The sequence below is a fragment of the Sphingomonas sp. Root241 genome (genome assembly GCF_001428865.1).
Classification (GTDB): domain Bacteria; phylum Pseudomonadota; class Alphaproteobacteria; order Sphingomonadales; family Sphingomonadaceae; genus Sphingomonas.
The window spans coordinates 627809-644902 of sequence record NZ_LMIV01000001.1 but is presented as its reverse complement, the minus strand read 5'-3'; the positions used below and the strand labels follow the sequence as shown (position 1 = coordinate 644902).

The window sequence follows — 17094 nt, the reverse complement described above, 5'->3', positions numbered from 1 at the left end:
TGATCCGCTTCATTAGCCAAAGCGCCCGAAGAGCTACTTCGAGCGCTGGTTCGAAATCCTGATGATGTTCCTGAAAGCACTGCCTATTCCGAGGAACAGGAGCACGAGCAGGAGCCACGGGGAGGTTCCCAGCAGCCAATCGAGCGTACCGCCGATCACTGCTCCTCCGATCATGGAACCGATCAGTTCGGCCAGCACGCGGTTCCCGAGGCGATAGCTGGCATCGCCCTTGGTATCCACGGCGCCGGTCCTGATCGCCTCTTCCGATTTGGCTCGCTTCAGTCGCTCGTCGAGCGAGTTAAGGCGGGCATCCTCGGGCAAGGGGTCCAGTCCGGGCTCGTTCTCGGCCAATTGCCTCTCCTGTAAGCCGTTTCCGGCAGGCCAGACGCATGTGCCGAGCGGCGAGCCCGCCAAGGCAGGGGCCGATTAGGATGGGGGGGCGGCTGAGTCAACTATTGCGAACCCGCCCTCCAAGCCTCTCCCTTGAAAGGGAGGGGCTTTTAAGGAACACCGGCGCCATGCCCGTCGATGCTCCCGACAATAATGGCCATCGCGCACGCCTGCGCCGGCGGCTGTTCGAAGGCGGGCCCGATGCATTGCTCGATCACGAGCTGATCGAATATCTGCTCGCCCTCGCCATTCCCCGCCGCGACACCAAACCGCTCGCCAAGGCCTTGCTCACCGAATTCGGCGGCATCGGCGGGCTGCTAACCGCCGATGCCGAAGCGCTCGCGCGCGTGCCCGGCATGGGCGAGACCAGCGTCGCCGCGCTCAAGGCCGCGCACGCCGCGGCGCTGCGGCTGCTGCGCGCGGAAGTGGCTGAGCGCCCGATCCTCGCCAATTGGCAGGCCCTGCTCGACTATCTGCGCGCCGACATGGCGCACCACGCGATCGAGCGGGTCCGCGTGCTCCATCTCAATGCGCGCAACATGCTGATTCGCGACGAATTGATGAACGAAGGCTCGATCGACGAGGCGCCGGTCTATGTCCGCGAAGTGATCCGCCGCGCGATCGATCTCGGCTCGGCGGCGATCATCCTCGTCCACAACCATCCCTCGGGCGATCCCTCGCCCAGCCGCGCCGACATCGACATCACCCGGCAAGTCGCCGAAGCCGGCAAGCGTCTCGGCATCGCAGTGCACGATCACATCATCATGGGCGCGGAAGGCCATGTCAGCCTGCGCGCGCAGGGGCTGATCTGACGCGGGGCTTACTGCCACAACCCCGTCATCCCCGCGAAAGCGGGGACCCATCTCCCGGGCGTGCAGCAAAATGCGCCCGAACGATGGGGGATAGGGCGGGAGATGGGCCCCCGCTTTCGCGGGGGTGACGGCTGAGGGACGGCCCTTGCGAGCCCACGCGAAAACGGCCGCCGGAAGATATCCGGCGGCCGCTCGGGAGATGCGCCATGCGTGGGGCGCGGGTAGCTTACGGCTTCGGCGTCAGAAACTTCGCGAGCTCGGCCTTGTCGACGGACTTGCTCTTGTCGGTATCGGCCTGCGCGAAGGCCTGGCCGAGCCAGACGCCGGCCTCGGGCGAACCCGGGTCGAACGCAGGCTCCGATCCCTTGCGCAGCGTGCTCATCCACGCGCCGAACTCGGCATCGTTGAGCGCGCCGTTCGAGTCCTTGTCATAGGTGCCGAAATCGCGGCCGACCGCTTGTCCGACCTGATCCGGCGTCGCCGCAGGCTGCACCGTGCCGGCACCGGCGGTTCCGTTCGGCGGCGTGGCACCCGGCTGTGCAGGCGTGGCCGGCGTTGCAGGTTGGGCGGGCGCCGTGCCCGGCTCCGCGGGCGTCGCAGGCTGCGCCGGGGTTGCCGGCTGGGTGGGCGTAGGCTGGGCGGCTTCGGTTGCCGGCGCAGGCGTGGCGGGTGGGGCTTCCTCAACCGTGCCCGATCCCTGCGTGCCCGGCGCGGCGTCATCGGTCGTCGCCGGCGTCTCGGGCTTGGACTGAGCCACGGACGGCGTTTGCTGCTGCGGCTGCGTAGTTTCGGTCGCGGGCTTATTCTGCGCAAAGGCGGGCGCAGCAACAAGCATAGACGTCGCTAGAAGAACTGCCTTCAACATCTGTTTAATCTCCTGTTATTTGCTTCACCGGACCTGTGGTGGCAAAGCATGAAACCTGTTGCTATTCGCGGATATGAACCTCTAAACTGGGACTGTTGTTCCCAATTTCAGCCGTTGCGGCCACGGCTCACCCCTGCTAGGTGGCGCCTCGTCGCATTTCGATTGCCCTGTGGCGTTCGAGCAACGCCCGTCCACGGAGTATAAGCATGGTCCCCCGTTATTCGCGGCCCGAGATGACCGCGATCTGGTCCCCCGAAACCCGCTTCGCGATCTGGTTCGAGATCGAGGCGCACGCGACCGAGGCGCTTGCCGAACTGGGCGTGGTGCCCAAGGCGGCGGCCAAGGCCTTGTGGGACTGGTGGGCGACCAAGCCCGCGATCGACGTCGCCGCGATCGACGCGATCGAGGCAGTGACCAAGCACGACGTGATCGCCTTCCTCACCTGGGTGGCCGAGCAGGTCGGTGAGGAAGCCCGCTTCATGCACCAGGGCATGACCAGCTCGGACGTGCTCGACACCTGCCTCGCGGTCCAGCTCGCCCGCGCGTCGGACATCCTGATCGCCGATCTCGACAAGCTCCTCGAAGTGCTCGAGCGTCGCGCAAAGGAGCACAAGTTCACGCCGACGATCGGCCGCAGCCACGGCATCCATGCCGAGCCGGTGACCTTCGGCCTCAAGCTCGCCGAGGCCTATGCCGAGTTCAAGCGCAACCGCGCCCGCCTGATCGCCGCGCGCGAGGACATCGCGACGTGCGCGATCTCGGGAGCGGTCGGCACCTTCGCCAATATCGATCCGCGCGTCGAAGCGCATGTCGCGGAGAAGCTCGGCCTCGCCGTCGAGCCGGTCTCGACGCAGGTCATCCCGCGCGATCGCCACGCGATGTTCTTCGCCACGCTTGGCGTGATCGCCTCGTCGATCGAGCGTCTCGCCGTCGAAATCCGCCACTTGCAGCGCACCGAAGTGCTCGAGGCCGAGGAATATTTCTCGCCCGGCCAGAAGGGTTCGTCGGCAATGCCGCACAAGCGCAACCCGGTGCTCACCGAGAATCTCACCGGCCTTGCCCGCATGGTCCGCAGTGCGACCATCCCGGCGATGGAGAATGTCGCCCTCTGGCACGAGCGCGACATCTCGCACTCCTCGGTCGAGCGCTATATCGGCCCCGATGCGACGATCACGCTCGATTTCGCGCTCGCCCGCCTCACGGGCGTCGTTGACAAACTGCTCGTCTATCCTGCGCGCATGCAGAAGAATCTCGATCGCATGGGCGGCCTCGTCCATTCGCAGCGCGTGCTGCTCGCGCTGACGCAGGCCGGGGTCAGCCGCGAGGACAGCTATCGCCTCGTCCAACGCAACGCGATGAAAGTTTGGGAGAGCGACGGCGAACTTTCGCTGCTCGAACTGCTCAAGGCCGACCCCGAAGTCACCGCGGCGCTTTCGGTCGAGGAGCTCGAGGACAAGTTCGACCTCGGCTATCACTTCAAACAGGTCGACACGATCTTCGCCCGCGTCTTCGCCTGAAGCGCGCCGCTTTCCACCACACGCGATCGGGCGTATCCTCCGCGCGGGCACAAGGGGGCATGCCATGGCGATCGGCGCATCGGTGGGCAAAGGCGGAATCAACGAGCTCGCCGACGTGCTCGTCGTCCAGCATCTGCTCAATGGCTGGCTGACGGCCACCGGACAGGAGCTGGTCCCCACCACCGGGATCTGCGGACCGCTCACGATCGACGCGATCAAGGCCTTCCAGTCACGTGTGCTCGGCGCCGCGAGCCCCGACGGGCGCATCGATCCCGGCGGCAGGACGTGGCAAGCGCTCACCACCCGCGGAACCGCTCCGGCGCCGCAACCCGGCGGCACCCCGGCGCCGCTCAGCGGTGCGGTCTGGTGGCAAGCCAATCAGGCGCGATTCCCCAACAGCGCGTCGGTTTCCGCCCTCGCCCCGCCCTTTCGCGAGAAGGTGGCGGCGTTCATCGACGCGCTCGGAGACGCGGGCGCGACCGTCAGGGTCACCGCCACGCTGCGCAACGCCACGCGCGCCCACCTGATGCATTATTGCTGGCGCATCGCCCACGGATCGGTCGCGCCGAAGGACGTCCCCGCCGTCGCCGGCTGTGCGATCCAATGGGATCATGGCGATCTCGCAAGATCGAAAAAGGGCGCGCAGGAGATGGTCGATCTGTTCGGCATCGCCTTCCAGCCCTCGCTCACTTCGCTCCATATCGAGGGCAGGGCGATCGACATGACGATCGGCTGGACTGGGACGATCAAGGTCCGCGACAAGTCCGGCAGCCCGCGCACGGTCTCGACGCCGCGTTCAGGCAACACCAACAAGGACCTGCACGCGATCGGCAAGACCTATGGCGTGATCAAGCTGGCGTCGGATCCGCCGCACTGGAGCGACAACGGCCATTGATCGCGGGCCGTCAGGCCCCGGTCAGGATCCTTCCGCGCAGATCGGGCAATGCGAAGCTCTGCCCCGAGCCGCCGAACCGCGTGCCGATCACTGCGAAGAGCGCCGGATATAGCCCCGCATCGAGCAGCGATCCATCGCACAGCATCCAGTCTGCGGGTGCCTCCGGCCCGGCATAGGCGATCACCTGGCCCAGGAACCCCTCGGACTGCGGGAAGGCCCCGGTCCCGCCGGCGGGCGGTGCCGCCCCCGTCACGCAGATCAGATAGTTGAGCCCGATCGCCGGCACCGGCGTCGCCACGCGCCCGCCGAGCGCCACTGCGGGCAATCCCGGCGCCGCACCCGCGCCGATCGCCGCGAATCCGTCGAGGTCCGGCAGGGTGAACCCGACGGGGTTGCCGCCATAGGTCTGGCCGATCAGCTGGTAGAGCGGCACATTGGCCGAGATCGGCAGCATCTGTCCGCTGGCCGGCATCCAGCCCGGCGGGGCGTAATTGCCGCCAAAGGCCGCGATCATTCCCAGCAGCGGCGCCCCGCTGCCCGCCTCGGCTGCGATCAGATAGGTCAGCGTCAGCGTCTGCGGGCCGAACATGCCGGGCTGCGCCCCGCCCACCGGGGTGCGCCCGGTCAGATTGGGCAAGCCCAGATGCATGCCGTCGCCGCCAAAGCTGAAGCCGAACACCGCCATCAGCGGCTGGTTGGTCGCGACCGGCACCATTCGCCCGTCCGCGGCTGGCGCGCCAAAGGCTCCGCTTGTGCCCGCGAAGCTCTGGATCATGCCAAGCGTGAAGCCGGCGGGATCGTCGCCCGCGCGCATCGGAACCTCGCCGCTGGTCGCAACGAGCTGGAAAAGCGCCAGCGCCGGCTGCACCGGCGGCGCTACCGCAGGATCGACGGGCGCGGGCTCGGGCGCCGGCTGGGCCAAACGCGGTTCGGGCTGCGGAGAATCGTCTCGCTGTGCAGGAGCGCCGAAGCCGAATATGCGGAGCAGGCGCCGCAGCGCGTCGATGAGTCGTGCCAGCATGGACGATGTCCCCCCGGAGGCGTCGGCCGCCCCCGGGGAGTCGATATACGCCGCCGCGCACTATCCGTCCAATATTGCTGAAGACAGGATGCAACCATTTCGGAGGACAATCTCGGCGTACGCCGTGGTTGAGATTGGTCACCCCGCGCGGATGCAGATTTTATCTTTCCACGACAGCCGCTTGACTATGAACCGTCTTGATCACTTTACGGTAAGGCGCTCCAGCGTCGCTCCGTCGGCGGGAAAGAACGCCTCGATCGCCAGTTCGTCGAGCGTCACGTCGCGCGGCGTGCCGAACACCGTGGTGGTGCTGAAGAAACGCAATTCGCCCAGCGGCGAGTCCAGCCTGAGCGGCACCACGACCTCGCCGAACCCGTCCACATCGCCGCTCCCCTCCGCCGAGGGATAGCCGCAAAGCTCGTCGAGCAACGTTGCCAGTACGGGATCGCTGGTCAGCCACGCCTGGCGCCGCAGCCGCTCGAGCAGATGCGCCCGCCATTCGCCCAGATTGAGGATCCGCGGCGCCAGCCCCTCGGGATGCAGGCTCAATCGCAGCACATTGACGCGGCCTTCGAGCAGATGCTCCGCCACGCCCGCGAGCAGCGGCGCCACCGCCGCATTGGCTGCGACCATGTGCCAGTGCCGATCGACCGCAAGCGCCGGGAACGGCTCGTGCCCCTTGAGCACCAGCTCGACTGCGCGCCGGGCCGGGGCCAGTTGCGGATCGTCGAGCGGCCGCTCCGAATAGACCGGCGCATAGCCCGCGCCGAGCAGCATCGCGTTGCGCTCGCGCAGCGGCACTTCGAGCTGTTCGGCGAGCAGCAGCACCATCTCGCGGCTCGGCTGCGCGCGCCCCGTTTCGATGAAGCTCAGATGCCTGGTCGAGATCTCGGCGTCGAGCGCGAGCTCCATCTGGCTCAGCCGCCGCCGCTGGCGCCAATGCTTGATCTGCTCGCCCAGGGGCCGAACCTGCTGCGTGTTCATCGCATTTCTCCCTCGCATCGGTGGTATCGCGGGGCGCGCACGCATTCCATTACCTGTCGGGTAATCGACCTGCGTCCGCCGATCGCCATGCTTGGGAGCACCTCAAGCAAGGGAGATACGATCATGACTCGCAACCAGTTGCTCCGCCCGGTGTTGCTGTTCGATGCCGCCACCTGCCTCGCGATGGGCGGCCTGCTCGTCGCCGCGGCCGGCCCCACCGCCGGGCTCACCGAATTGCCGGTGCCGCTGCTCCGCGAGGCCGGGATCCTGCTGTTCCCGTTCGCCTTGTTCGTGCTGTGGGCGGCGCGGCAGGGCGGCGGCTGGCCGGTGCAGCTCGTGGCGGGGCTCAACCTCGCATGGGTCGCGGCGAGCTTCGGAGTGATCGCACTGGTGCAGCCCAATGGGCTGGGTATGGCGTTCGTCGCCGTGCAGGCGCTGGCGGTCGGGGCGATTGCGGCGCTGCAGTTCCATGCGCTCGGCGGCACGCGCGTTAGCGTGTGAGAGCGAATACCCACCACATAAACGTCACCCCGGACTTGTTCCGGGGTCCACCAGGCCGATAGCGAGAAGCAGGAAGCCAGAGCGTTTCGTTTGCTGCACGGTGGACCCCGGCCCAAGGCCGGGGTGACGAACTAAAGGCTTACCCCAAAGCCGATTTGATCTTGGCGAAGAACCCGCTCGTCTGCGGGCATTCGTCGCCCGTCTCGGTGCAGCGGAATTCCTCGAGCAACTCACGCTGCTTCGCAGTCAGCCGCGTCGGCATCTCGACTTCGAGCCGCACGACCAGGTCGCCGCGTCCGCGCCCTTGCAGCACCGGCATGCCGGCGCCGCGATGGCGGACTTCGCGGCCCGGCTGGGTGCCCGGCGCGATCTTGATGACGTGCTTCTCGCCGTCGAGTCCGGGGAGGGTGATCTCCCCGCCCAGCGCCGCGGTGGTGAAGCTGATCGGCGCATTGGCGAACAAGGTCGTGCCCTGCCGCTCGAAGATCGGATGCTTGGCAACGTGGAGGAAAATGTAGAGGTCGCCCGCCGGTGCGCCGCGCGCGCCCGCTTCGCCTTCGCCCGAGAGCCGGATCCGGGTGCCTTCGTCGACGCCCGGCGGCACGTTGATCTTGAGCGTCTTGGTCTTGTCGGTGCGGCCCTCGCCGCGGCAGTCGCGGCAGGGATCGGCGATCACTTCGCCGGCGCCATGGCAGACCGGGCAGGTCCGCTCGACCATGAAGAAGCCCTGCTGCGCGCGGACCTTGCCGTGGCCGTTGCACTGCTTGCACTGATGGGCCTGCGTCCCCGGCCGCGCGCCGGTGCCCGAGCAGCTGTCGCACAGGCCGGACACGTCGACGGTGATCTCGGTGGTCTTGCCGTGCCAGGCATCCTCGAGGCTGATCTCCATGTCGTAGCGCAAGTCCGCGCCGCGCAGGTTCGGGCGCCCGCCGCGGCCGCCCATGAACTCGCCGAACACGCTTTCGAAGATGTCGCTGAACGCGCCGAAATCCTGCGCGCCGTGGCCGGGTCCGCCGCCGCCCATGCCGTTCTTGAACGCGGCATGGCCGAAGCGATCATAGGCCGCGCGCTTCTGCGGATCCTTCAGGCATTCATAGGCTTCGCTGATCGCCTTGAACTTGGCCTCGTGATCCTTGCACCCGCCATTCTTGTCCGGATGATACTTCATCGCGAGCTTGCGATACGCCGATTTCAGCGTCGCCTCGTCCGCATTGCGCTCGCATTCGAGCAGCTCGTAATAATCGACTTCGGTGGTCATGCCCGCCCCAAAGAAACATGTTTCTCGACGACGCTCGAAACGAACGGGGAAGGGACAGCCCTAAATCCGTTCGGTTCGAGCGAAGTCGAGAACCATTTCACAAGCACTTACGCCTTGTTGTCGTCCACTTCCGAGAACTCGGCATCGACGACTTCCTCGCCGCCCGCCTCGTTTCCGGCAGCCGCACCGTCCGCGCTCGGCGACGCGTTCTCGGCAGCCTGCTTCTCGTAGATCGCCTGGCCCAGCTTCATCGCCACCTGGGCGAGGTTCTGCGCCTTGGCCTGCATGTCGTCGGCGTCGCCGCCTTCGATCGCGGTCTTGGTCTCGGCGATCGCCGCCTCGATCTCGCCCTTCAGCGAAGCATCGACCTTGTCGCCATTCTCCTGGAGCTGACGCTCGGTCGTGTGGACGAGGCTCTCGGCGTTGTTCTTCGCCTCGGCCGCGGCACGCCGCTTCTTGTCCTCTTCGGCGAAGTTCTCGGCGTCGCGGACCATCTGCTCGATGTCGGCGTCGCTGAGCCCGCCCGAGGCCTGGATGCGGATCTGCTGCTCCTTGCCGGTGCCCTTGTCGCGCGCACTGACGTTGACGATGCCGTTGGCGTCGATGTCGAAGGTGACTTCGATCTGCGGCACGCCGCGCGGCGCCGGCGGGATTCCGACCAGATCGAACTGGCCGAGCATCTTGTTGTCCGCCGCCATTTCGCGCTCGCCCTGGAAGACGCGGATCGTCACGGCCTGCTGATTGTCGTCGGCAGTCGAATAGACTTGGCTCTTCTTGGTCGGGATCGTCGTGTTGCGGTCGATCATCCGGGTGAACACGCCACCCAGCGTCTCGATGCCGAGGCTCAGCGGAGTCACGTCGAGCAGCAGCACGTCCTTGACGTCGCCCTGCAGCACGCCTGCCTGGATCGCCGCGCCGATCGCCACGACTTCGTCGGGGTTCACGCCGGTGTGCGGCTCCTTGCCGAAGAACTGCTTCACGATCTCGCGGACCTTGGGCATGCGGGTCATGCCGCCAACCATCACGACTTCGTCGATCGCATTGGCCTTCAGGCCCGCATCGGCCAGCGCCTTGCGGCACGGCTCCAGCGTGCGCTGGATCAGGTCGTCGACCAGGCGCTCCAGATCGGCGCGGCTGATCGACTTCACCAGGTGCTTCGGCCCGTTGGCGTCGGCGGTGATGAAGGGCAGGTTCACTTCGGTGGTCTGCGCCGAACTCAGTTCGATCTTGGCCTTTTCGGCGGCTTCCTTCAGCCGCTGAAGTGCGAGCTTGTCCTTGGTGAGGTCGATGCCCTCGGCCTTGCGGAATTCGTCCGCGAGGAACTGGACGATCTTCGAGTCGAAGTCCTCGCCGCCCAGGAACGTGTCGCCGTTGGTCGCCTTAACCTCGAACACGCCGTCGCCCACTTCGAGCACCGAGATGTCGAACGTGCCGCCGCCAAGGTCATAGACCGCGATCGTCTTGTTCTCGTTCTTCTCGAGGCCGTAAGCCAAAGCCGCCGCGGTCGGCTCGTTGATGATGCGCAGCACTTCGAGGCCGGCGATCTTGCCGGCGTCCTTGGTCGCCTGACGCTGGGCGTCGTTGAAATAGGCGGGAACAGTGATCACTGCCTGCGTCACGGTCTCGCCGAGATACGATTCGGCGGTTTCCTTCATCTTCTGCAGAATGAACGCCGAGATCTGCGACGGCGAATAATCCTCGCCGCCCGCCTGCACCCATGCGTCGCCATTGCCGCCGCGCACGATAGTGTAGGGCACCAGTTCGGTGTCCTTCTTGGTGATCGGGTCGTCGAAGCGGCGGCCGATCAGGCGCTTGACTGCGAAGATGGTGTTGTCGCCATTGGTCACCGCCTGGCGCTTCGCCGGCTGGCCGACCAGTCGCTCGCCGTCCTTGGCGAAGGCGACGATCGAAGGCGTGGTACGTGCGCCTTCCGCATTCTCGATGACCTTGGGCTTGCCGCCTTCCATTACGGCAACGCAGCTATTGGTCGTGCCCAGATCGATACCGATTACTTTTGCCATGGTCCCTCGTGGCCCCCAGTGTTCAATTGATGCATGTTCAATTGCTCAGTGTTGAAAATCAAAAACTTGGCTCCCCTCGCCCCGAAATCAGGCGGCGTGGGAACCGCGTCCGAAAGCGATATAGGTGCGCTTCCGCTTGCCGCAAGAAGGGTGGAATTCTAGGAACTTTCCCGAAACGGGAGTTGAGCGGATGCGTGGAATTTCAGGGATCGTTGCGGCGGCATTGCTGCTCGCCGGATGCGGCAAGCCCGCCGAACTCGGCGCGGACAAGGCCTGGGTCCGCTTGCCCGCAGTCGCCGGACGCCCCGGCGCCGCCTATTTCACGATCCGCGGCGGGGCACAGGCGGATACCTTGCTGGCGGTGTCGACACCCGCGGCGCTGCGTTCGGAGCTCCACGAAACGATGGATCATCAGGGCGTGAAGTCGATGCAGCCCACCCACGACCTCCCCGTCCCGGCAAAAGGGGAGGTCGAATTCGCCCCCGGCGGTCGCCACGTCATGCTGTTCGATCTCGGCCCGGGCGTGAAGCCCGGCACGCGCATCCCGCTCGCCCTCGCCTTCGCCAGCGGCAAGAAGCTGGAACTGCAGGCCCAGGTCGTCGGCGCCGGCGATCCTCCGCCGAACTAATCAAATCCTCCCTCGCGCAGCGGGGGAGGATTTTTGGCCTTCCCCGCCCTCACGCATCCGCTATCCTCCCCTCAAAGGGAGGCCCTGCATGGTTGAAGCCGTCGATCGTTTCCGTTCGTCCACTCTCGGCTGGCTTCGCGGCACGCTTGCGGGCTGGGGGACGATCCTGCTGATGCTCGTCGGGCTGATCGGCTCGATCTGGGCGCTCGCGCAGCGGCCGGTGGGCGGCTGGGCGTGGCTGTTCCCGATCATGCTCGCTGCGGGGCTGCTGCTCCTGCTCGCCCGCTGGTTCGAGAATCTCGCGACCACCTATGAAGTGACCGAGGATCGGCTGATCCTCCACAAGGGCATAATCGTGAAGTCGATCGACGACATCGAGCTCTACCGGGTCAAGGACGTGCGCATCGATTTCACGATCATCAACCAGACCGCCGATCTCGGCACGATCAGCATCACCTCGTCGGACGAGACGACGCGCGATGGGCCGCTGATCATCCGCGACGTCCAGCGCGCCCGCGCCCGGCGCGAGCAACTGCGCACGCTCGTCAACGCCGCCCGCCGCAGCCGCGGCGTCCGCGAGATCGACATGGTCCATGAGGATCTGGGCGACATCGCAGGACCGGTCGGGTAACGGCGTCCAGTCCCGCGAATCGCAGTGTCATAATTGCTGGCGGCTTAACGGTTTAGGCGCGAAATCTCGCCGCCAACCGGCGCGGGAGAGGCGCCGAACAACGCATTTTCCCTCCCACGGTTCCGAATCCCTGGCGGTTTCGGCGCAAATGACTTGATGATTGTATTCCCCGCGCTGTATGTGACGGGCCGATGACATCTCCTCCCCCGGACGGATCGCGGGATCGCCGGATCGAGGATCCGACCAACCTCTGGATCATTCACCCGGCAGGGCGAGCCCTGCTTCCCTGGTTCGTCGCGCGCGGAATCTCTGCGAACGCGGTGTCGGTGATCGGGCTGCTGCTCGGCGGATTCGCCGCGCTCGCTTATGCGAGCTGGCACGCCTGGCCCTTCGCATTTCTGGGCCTCCTCTTCTCGGTCGGCTGGCTGATCGCCGATGGGCTGGACGGCATGGTCGCACGCGCGACCGGGACCGCCAGCGCGCTGGGCCGCACGCTCGACGGCATCTGCGATCACGGCGTGTTCGCCTTGATCTACATCCTCATCGCCGCCTCGATCGGCACGCTCGAAATCTGGGCCCTCGCGGTCGCCGCCGGCGTGCTCCATGCCGTGCAGTCGAGCCTGTACGAAGGCGAGCGCGCCCGCTTCCATCGCCGCTGCAAGGGACTGGTCTCCGCGCCGCCCGCGCCGAGTCGCAACCCGCTGGTACGGCTCTACGACTGGGTCGCCGGCAGCGTCGATCGCGTCGCCTTCTTGTTCGACGCGGCGCTCCAGCGCGAGGCCGATCCGGCCGCGCTCGGCCAGGCCTATGGCGCGCGGGCCGCGAAGCCGATGCGGCTGATGTCGCTGCTCAGTGCGAACGTCCGCGTCTACGCGATCTTCTTCGCCTGCCTCGCCGGCAATCCGCGCTATTTTTTCTGGTTCGAACTCATCCCGCTGACCGCGATCCTCGTCGTCGGCCTCACCTGGCACCGCACTGTCGAGTCCCGCCTTCTCCGCAACGCGGAGTCGGCATCAGAACATTCGTCGCAATCACATATCCAGAGGACCTGAACTCCAATGAAGAGCATCAACATCGCGATCGTAGGCATCGGCAACTGCGCCAGCTCGCTCGTCCAGGGGCTTTCGCATTATCGCGACGGCGCCAACGACACGATCGGCCTGATGCACTGGGACCTCGGCGGCTACCGCCCCAGCGACATCCATGTCGTGGCCGCGTGGGACGTCGATGCGCGCAAGGTCGGCAAGGACGTGGCCGAGGCGATCTTCGCCAAGCCCAATTGCACCGCGGTGTTCTGCGAGAGCATCGAGCCGACCGGCACCACGGTCCAGATGGGCCGCATTCTCGACGGCGTCGCCGAGCACATGGCCGACTTTAACGACGATCGCACCTTCGTCGTCGCCAAGGACCGCGAGACCACCAAGGAAGAAGTCATCCGCGTCCTGCGCGAGACCAAGACCGACGTGCTGATGAACTACCTCCCCGTCGGCAGCCAGGAAGCCAGCGAATTCTATGCCGAATGCGCGCTCGAGGCCGGCGTGGCGTTCGTCAACAACATCCCGGTGTTCATCGCCAGCAACCCCGAATGGGCCGATCGCTTCACCGCGGCGGGCGTCCCGATCATCGGCGACGACATCAAGGCGCAGCTCGGCGCGACGATCGTCCACCGTGTGCTGACCGATCTGTTCGCCAAGCGCGGCGTCAAGCTCGATCGCACCTATCAGCTCAATACCGGCGGCAACACCGACTTCCTCAACATGTCGAACCATCGCCGCCTAGCTTCGAAGAAGATCTCCAAGACCGAAGCCGTCCAGTCGGTCGCCGCGGAGCGGCTCGACGACGAGAACGTCCATATCGGCCCGTCGGACTATGTGCCGTGGCAGAACGACAACAAGGTCTGCTTCCTGCGCATGGAAGGCTCGATGTTCGGCGGCGTGCCGATGAACCTCGAGCTGCGTCTCTCGGTCGAGGATTCGCCGAACAGCGCCGGCGTCGCGATCGACATGATCCGTTGCGCAAAGCTCGCCAAGGATCGCGGCCTGGGCGGCCCGATCGACGCGGCTTCGGCCTATTTCTGCAAGCATCCGCGCACGCAGATGACCGACGACCTCGCCCAGACCGCGGTCGAGGCGTTCATCGCCGCTGCCTGACGTATGATCACCACCGCCATCCTGCTCGCCGCGGGCGAAGGCAGCCGCCTTCGTTCCGCGGCGCCATCCAAGCCGCTCTGCCATGTCGGCGGGCGCGCGCTGATCGATCATGCGATCGCGGGTCTCGCCGAGGCCGGGCTAATGCGGGTGGTGGTGGTGCTCGGCTATGAGGCCGATCGGATCGAGACGCATCTCGCCGCGCGGCACTGGCCGATCGCAGTCGAGACCGTTCGCACCCGCGATCACCGCCTGCCCAACGGCGTCTCGGTCCTCGCGGCCGAGCAGGCGCTCGCGGGCGAAGACGCCGTGCTCGCGATGTGCGACCATCTCGTCGAGCCCGCGCTCTACGCCCGCGTCGCCCAGGCGGGTGCGGGCGGCGGCGCGCGCCTCGCGATCGATCGCCGCATCACCAGCGACCTCGTCGATCTCGACGACGTCACGTGCGTGCGCACCGAAGGCGAGGCAATCGCCGCGATCGGCAAGCACCTCGCAGATTACGACGCGTTCGACACCGGCGTCTTCGCGATCGGCCCCGCGCTGTTCGCCGCGCTGAACAGCCTCCCCGCGCCGTCGCTCACCGAAGGCATGCGGGTGCTCGCCGCCTATGGCGGGGCATTGACCGTCGACTGCAGCGACCTCGACTGGATCGACGTCGACGATCCCGCGGCGCTCGACAAGGCGGAGGTCTGGCTCCGCGCCGCCTGATTGCATCGCCGCTCCGAGCCGATATGGTGGCCCCCGGCACGCGCAGCCGCTGCGCGTCAACAGGGGAACAGCGATGAAATACCTGCTGCTGATCGCGCCGATGGCGCTCGCCGCGTGCAATTCGGGTCCTTCCGTCGAAGCGACCAATGCCACCGCCAAGCAAGTCGCGGAAAAAGTGGCCGCAGCCGGCGCCGCCCCGCGCATGTCCCCGGGACGCTGGGAAGGCACCATCACGATCACCGACATGCAGCTCCCCGGCATGCCCGCCGAGATGGGCGAGAAGATGAAGGCCCAGATGACCAAAGGCCACAGCTTCACCAACTGCCTCACGCCCGAGGAAGCCAACAAGCCCGCCGCCGATTTCCTCACGGGCGGCAACAACAGCTGCGTCTATGATCGTTTCAGCATGGCCAACGGACAGATCGACGCCGCGATGACCTGCAAGGGGCAGGGCCCGGGCGGAACGATGAACGCGACGATGAAGGGCAATTTCTCGAGCGACAGCCTGCAGCTCGCCATGACCAGCAAGACCGCGGGGACGCCGGGCCAGCCGATGACGAACATGACGATGTCGATGAAGATGGAATCGAAGCGCGTCGGCGAATGCACCGGCAAGGAAGACAGCTGACGCGTAGGACGTAACTGCAGCTTTCGACCCTTAAGCCCCTCCCCTTCAGGGGAGGGGTTGGGGGTGGGGCCTGGCCGTCTCACCGAGACTTTCGCTTGAGGCACTGCCCCACCCCAACCCCTCCCCTGAAGGGGAGGGGCTAAGAAGGTACCGCCTCCACCCTTCCCATCCTTCCGGCAAAACTCCGGTGACAAACGCACTACTGGTGTCCATGCTGCCGGAATGACCGTCCGCCCGCTCACCGAAGGTGAAATCCGCATGTGCGCTTCGGTCTTCGGCGACGCCGTCGACTATGCGAAGGCGCGCGTCGCCAACAGCAAGTGGATTTTCTTCCAGCCCGCGAACACCACGATGGCGCCGCGCGGGACGATCCACTTCCACCCGAAGAGCGGCATCTACACACCAGATTTCAGCACTGCGCCGATCGGCGTGCAGGGCCTCTTCATCCACGAGATGACGCACATCTGGCAGCATCAGAAGGGTATCTTCCTGCCGCTCAAGCGCCATCCCTTCTGCCGCTACGATTACGCGCTCAAGCCGGGGCAGAGCTTCGAGAAATACGGGCTCGAGCAGCAGGCCGAGATTGTCCGCCACGCCTTCCTGCTGCGCCACCGCTGCGTCATCGCCGCGGCGCCGGCGCTCGCGCAATATGAGACACTGCTTCCGTTCAAGTCGGCCTGAGCGGAGGACTCACTCGGGATCGGGCGCTTGCCGCTTTCCAGTCTGTACCGAGATCGGAGTCCTTGGCTCGCGCGGTGGGGGCGCAGCGCGCGGTGCCGGCGGTTGAGAGGCGCGGGGTTCGCTGGAGGGACGCTGCGGCTGGGGCCGTGGCGCGCTCGAGTCCCGCGATGGCCGCGGTCCATTCCACATTCCACCTCCCCGCGGCGCCCGCGGTGTCGAAGGCGCATCCGGCGTTCCCGCCCCGGCATCCGGACGCTGGCGGAACCATCCGGGCCGCCCGCCATCAGGGCGCGGCGGGCGCGGACTGGCGCCTTCCGGGCGCTGTGCCGGGCTGTCGGCCCCGCCCTCGCCGCCGGTCGGACGCGGGCGCCCGCCCCAATTGGGCCGACGCGTCGGCGCCGCGCCCGGAGCGGGGAGCGGAAGCGTTTCCGCATCGCCGGGCCGCACTACCGGGGAACCGGGCACCGCCGTCCGATCGCGCCAGCGCCACCCGCGCCGGGGCGGCGTTCCAATCTGCCCCGCATCCGGCCGCGGTGGACGCCCGGCACCGGGTCCGCCCGGCCTCCCCCATTGCCCCGGCTGGCGCGGCGGTCTCGTGCCCGGCTCGCCGGGTCGGCCGGGCCGCCCTGTACCCGGGCCATGCGCGCCCGGCCGATGGAAATGGCCCGGCGGCGGTCCCTGGAAGCCGCCTTCGCGCCAGCGCCGGAACTGTTCGGCGAGCGCGCTGCGCCGCAGCCGCTCGGCTTCGAGCCGGCGGCGCCATTGCGCGCTCTCCCATGCCTCGTGGTGCCGGTGCCAGCCCGGATGGCGCCGGCGGCCCTCGTCCCAGATCTGCACGCTGCCCCAGAGCAGCGGGCCCGTGTCGATCCACGCCTGGCTGTCGACCTCGCGCCGTTGCCGCTGCAGCATCGCCCGCCGCAGCTGGCGCCCGCGCGCATAGAGCGCGACGCCCTCCTCCAGATGCGCCGCCCCGTCCGCGCGCGGCATCGCGCCACCATCGGGGCCATAGACCACCGCGACCGTCTCGCCGGAAAAGCCGAAGCTCATCCCCGGCCGCACCGCGAGGAACGGCCCCTCCGCTTCGGGGTCGAAATAATAGGTCTGGATGCCCTCGGGCGTCTCTTCGACGATGATCGAATCCCCGCTCTGCAGCTCCCAAGCCCAGGGCTCGGCGTCTTCGAAGGCAAAGGCATAATCGGGCGGCGCGTTGCCGATCGCGTCCCACAGCGAATCCGCGCGATCGATATAGGAATAAGCGTCGGGGCTCTCGTCCGGGCTGTAGACGGGCGGCGGCGGCGCCTCGTACGGCCCGCCGTCATAGGGCATCATGCACGCCGAAAGCGCCAGCGCGCTGCTCAAAATGCCCAGCCGCGTCGCGCGCTTCCCTTGCATGGCCTGCCTCCCCTG

18 protein-coding genes are annotated in these 17094 nt (G+C 66.9%); 11 read left to right on the top strand and 7 right to left on the bottom strand.

Annotation, left to right across the window (positions count from 1 at the left end):
* Positions 1 to 33: 33 nt before the first annotated feature.
* The gene (locus ASE13_RS03170) at positions 34 to 351 is read right to left on the bottom strand and encodes an AtpZ/AtpI family protein (RefSeq protein WP_056611323.1); all 318 of its coding nucleotides are present in this window, start codon (positions 349 to 351) and stop codon (positions 34 to 36) included.
* Positions 352 to 518: 167 nt separating this feature from the next.
* On the opposite strand from ASE13_RS03170, the gene radC reads away from it, so the two are divergent.
* A complete protein-coding gene (radC, locus tag ASE13_RS03165) occupies positions 519 to 1202 on the top strand; it encodes a RadC family protein (protein WP_056611320.1) in 684 nt (227 codons plus the stop codon).
* Positions 1203 to 1428: 226 nt separating this feature from the next.
* Here the strand turns inward: radC and ASE13_RS03160 are convergent, their stop codons facing one another.
* A complete protein-coding gene (locus ASE13_RS03160; protein ID WP_235536822.1) occupies positions 1429 to 1959 on the bottom strand; it encodes a hypothetical protein in 531 nt (176 codons plus the stop codon).
* A gap of 314 nt (positions 1960 to 2273) precedes the next feature.
* Here ASE13_RS03160 and purB point away from each other — a divergent pair, with 314 nt between their 5' ends.
* Both purB and ASE13_RS20120 read left to right on the top strand, forming a co-directional pair.
* Positions 2274 to 3584, top strand: a complete 1311-nt coding sequence (purB, locus tag ASE13_RS03155) for an adenylosuccinate lyase (RefSeq protein ID WP_056611314.1) — start codon at positions 2274 to 2276, stop codon at positions 3582 to 3584.
* Between the two features lie 64 nt (positions 3585 to 3648).
* Positions 3649 to 4479 carry a peptidoglycan-binding domain-containing protein gene (locus ASE13_RS20120; RefSeq protein WP_200955553.1) on the top strand — a complete coding sequence of 277 codons (831 nt, stop codon included), beginning with the start codon at positions 3649 to 3651 and terminating at the stop codon, positions 4477 to 4479.
* A gap of 10 nt (positions 4480 to 4489) precedes the next feature.
* Here the strand turns inward: ASE13_RS20120 and ASE13_RS03145 are convergent, their stop codons facing one another.
* Together ASE13_RS03145 and ASE13_RS03140 are read right to left on the bottom strand one after the other, a co-directional pair.
* Positions 4490 to 5500 (bottom strand): tail fiber protein, encoded by a 1011-nt coding sequence (locus ASE13_RS03145; protein ID WP_056611311.1) that lies wholly within the window; start codon positions 5498 to 5500, stop codon positions 4490 to 4492.
* A 201-nt stretch (positions 5501 to 5701) separates the two neighbouring features.
* A complete protein-coding gene (locus tag ASE13_RS03140; protein ID WP_056611308.1) occupies positions 5702 to 6484 on the bottom strand; it encodes a helix-turn-helix domain-containing protein in 783 nt (260 codons plus the stop codon).
* A gap of 123 nt (positions 6485 to 6607) precedes the next feature.
* On the opposite strand from ASE13_RS03140, the gene ASE13_RS03135 reads away from it, so the two are divergent.
* On the top strand, positions 6608 to 6985 hold the full coding sequence (locus tag ASE13_RS03135) for a hypothetical protein (RefSeq protein WP_056611306.1): 378 nt from the start codon (positions 6608 to 6610) through the stop codon (positions 6983 to 6985).
* Between the two features lie 139 nt (positions 6986 to 7124).
* On the opposite strand, the gene dnaJ is transcribed toward ASE13_RS03135, so the two are convergent.
* Both dnaJ and dnaK read right to left on the bottom strand, forming a co-directional pair.
* Positions 7125 to 8243, bottom strand: a complete 1119-nt coding sequence (dnaJ, locus tag ASE13_RS03130) for a molecular chaperone DnaJ (RefSeq protein WP_056611303.1) — start codon at positions 8241 to 8243, stop codon at positions 7125 to 7127.
* Positions 8244 to 8350: 107 nt separating this feature from the next.
* Complete coding sequence (gene dnaK, locus ASE13_RS03125; protein ID WP_056611300.1) at positions 8351 to 10264, bottom strand: molecular chaperone DnaK; 1914 nt, start codon at positions 10262 to 10264, stop codon at positions 8351 to 8353.
* Positions 10265 to 10454: 190 nt separating this feature from the next.
* Here dnaK and ASE13_RS03120 point away from each other — a divergent pair, with 190 nt between their 5' ends.
* From ASE13_RS03120 to ASE13_RS03090, 7 genes are all read left to right on the top strand, one after another.
* Positions 10455 to 10892, top strand: a complete 438-nt coding sequence (locus ASE13_RS03120) for a copper chaperone PCu(A)C (protein WP_056611295.1) — start codon at positions 10455 to 10457, stop codon at positions 10890 to 10892.
* Between the two features lie 88 nt (positions 10893 to 10980).
* Positions 10981 to 11523 carry a PH domain-containing protein gene (locus tag ASE13_RS03115; protein WP_056611293.1) on the top strand — a complete coding sequence of 181 codons (543 nt, stop codon included), beginning with the start codon at positions 10981 to 10983 and terminating at the stop codon, positions 11521 to 11523.
* Between the two features lie 191 nt (positions 11524 to 11714).
* A complete protein-coding gene (locus tag ASE13_RS03110) occupies positions 11715 to 12575 on the top strand; it encodes a CDP-alcohol phosphatidyltransferase family protein (protein ID WP_056611290.1) in 861 nt (286 codons plus the stop codon).
* A gap of 6 nt (positions 12576 to 12581) precedes the next feature.
* Entirely contained in the window at positions 12582 to 13673 is a 1092-nt protein-coding gene (locus tag ASE13_RS03105) for an inositol-3-phosphate synthase (RefSeq protein WP_056611286.1), read from the top strand.
* Between the two features lie 3 nt (positions 13674 to 13676).
* Positions 13677 to 14378: an NTP transferase domain-containing protein gene (locus ASE13_RS03100; protein ID WP_056611283.1), complete on the top strand. Its 702-nt coding sequence runs from the start codon at positions 13677 to 13679 to the stop codon at positions 14376 to 14378.
* A gap of 73 nt (positions 14379 to 14451) precedes the next feature.
* Positions 14452 to 15006 (top strand): DUF3617 domain-containing protein, encoded by a 555-nt coding sequence (locus tag ASE13_RS03095; protein WP_056611280.1) that lies wholly within the window; start codon positions 14452 to 14454, stop codon positions 15004 to 15006.
* 222 nt (positions 15007 to 15228) lie between these two features.
* The gene (locus ASE13_RS03090) at positions 15229 to 15687 is read left to right on the top strand and encodes a hypothetical protein (protein WP_056611276.1); all 459 of its coding nucleotides are present in this window, start codon (positions 15229 to 15231) and stop codon (positions 15685 to 15687) included.
* A 9-nt stretch (positions 15688 to 15696) separates the two neighbouring features.
* On the opposite strand, the gene ASE13_RS03085 is transcribed toward ASE13_RS03090, so the two are convergent.
* Entirely contained in the window at positions 15697 to 17079 is a 1383-nt protein-coding gene (locus ASE13_RS03085) for a hypothetical protein (RefSeq protein WP_056611272.1), read from the bottom strand.
* Positions 17080 to 17094 lie beyond the last annotated feature (15 nt).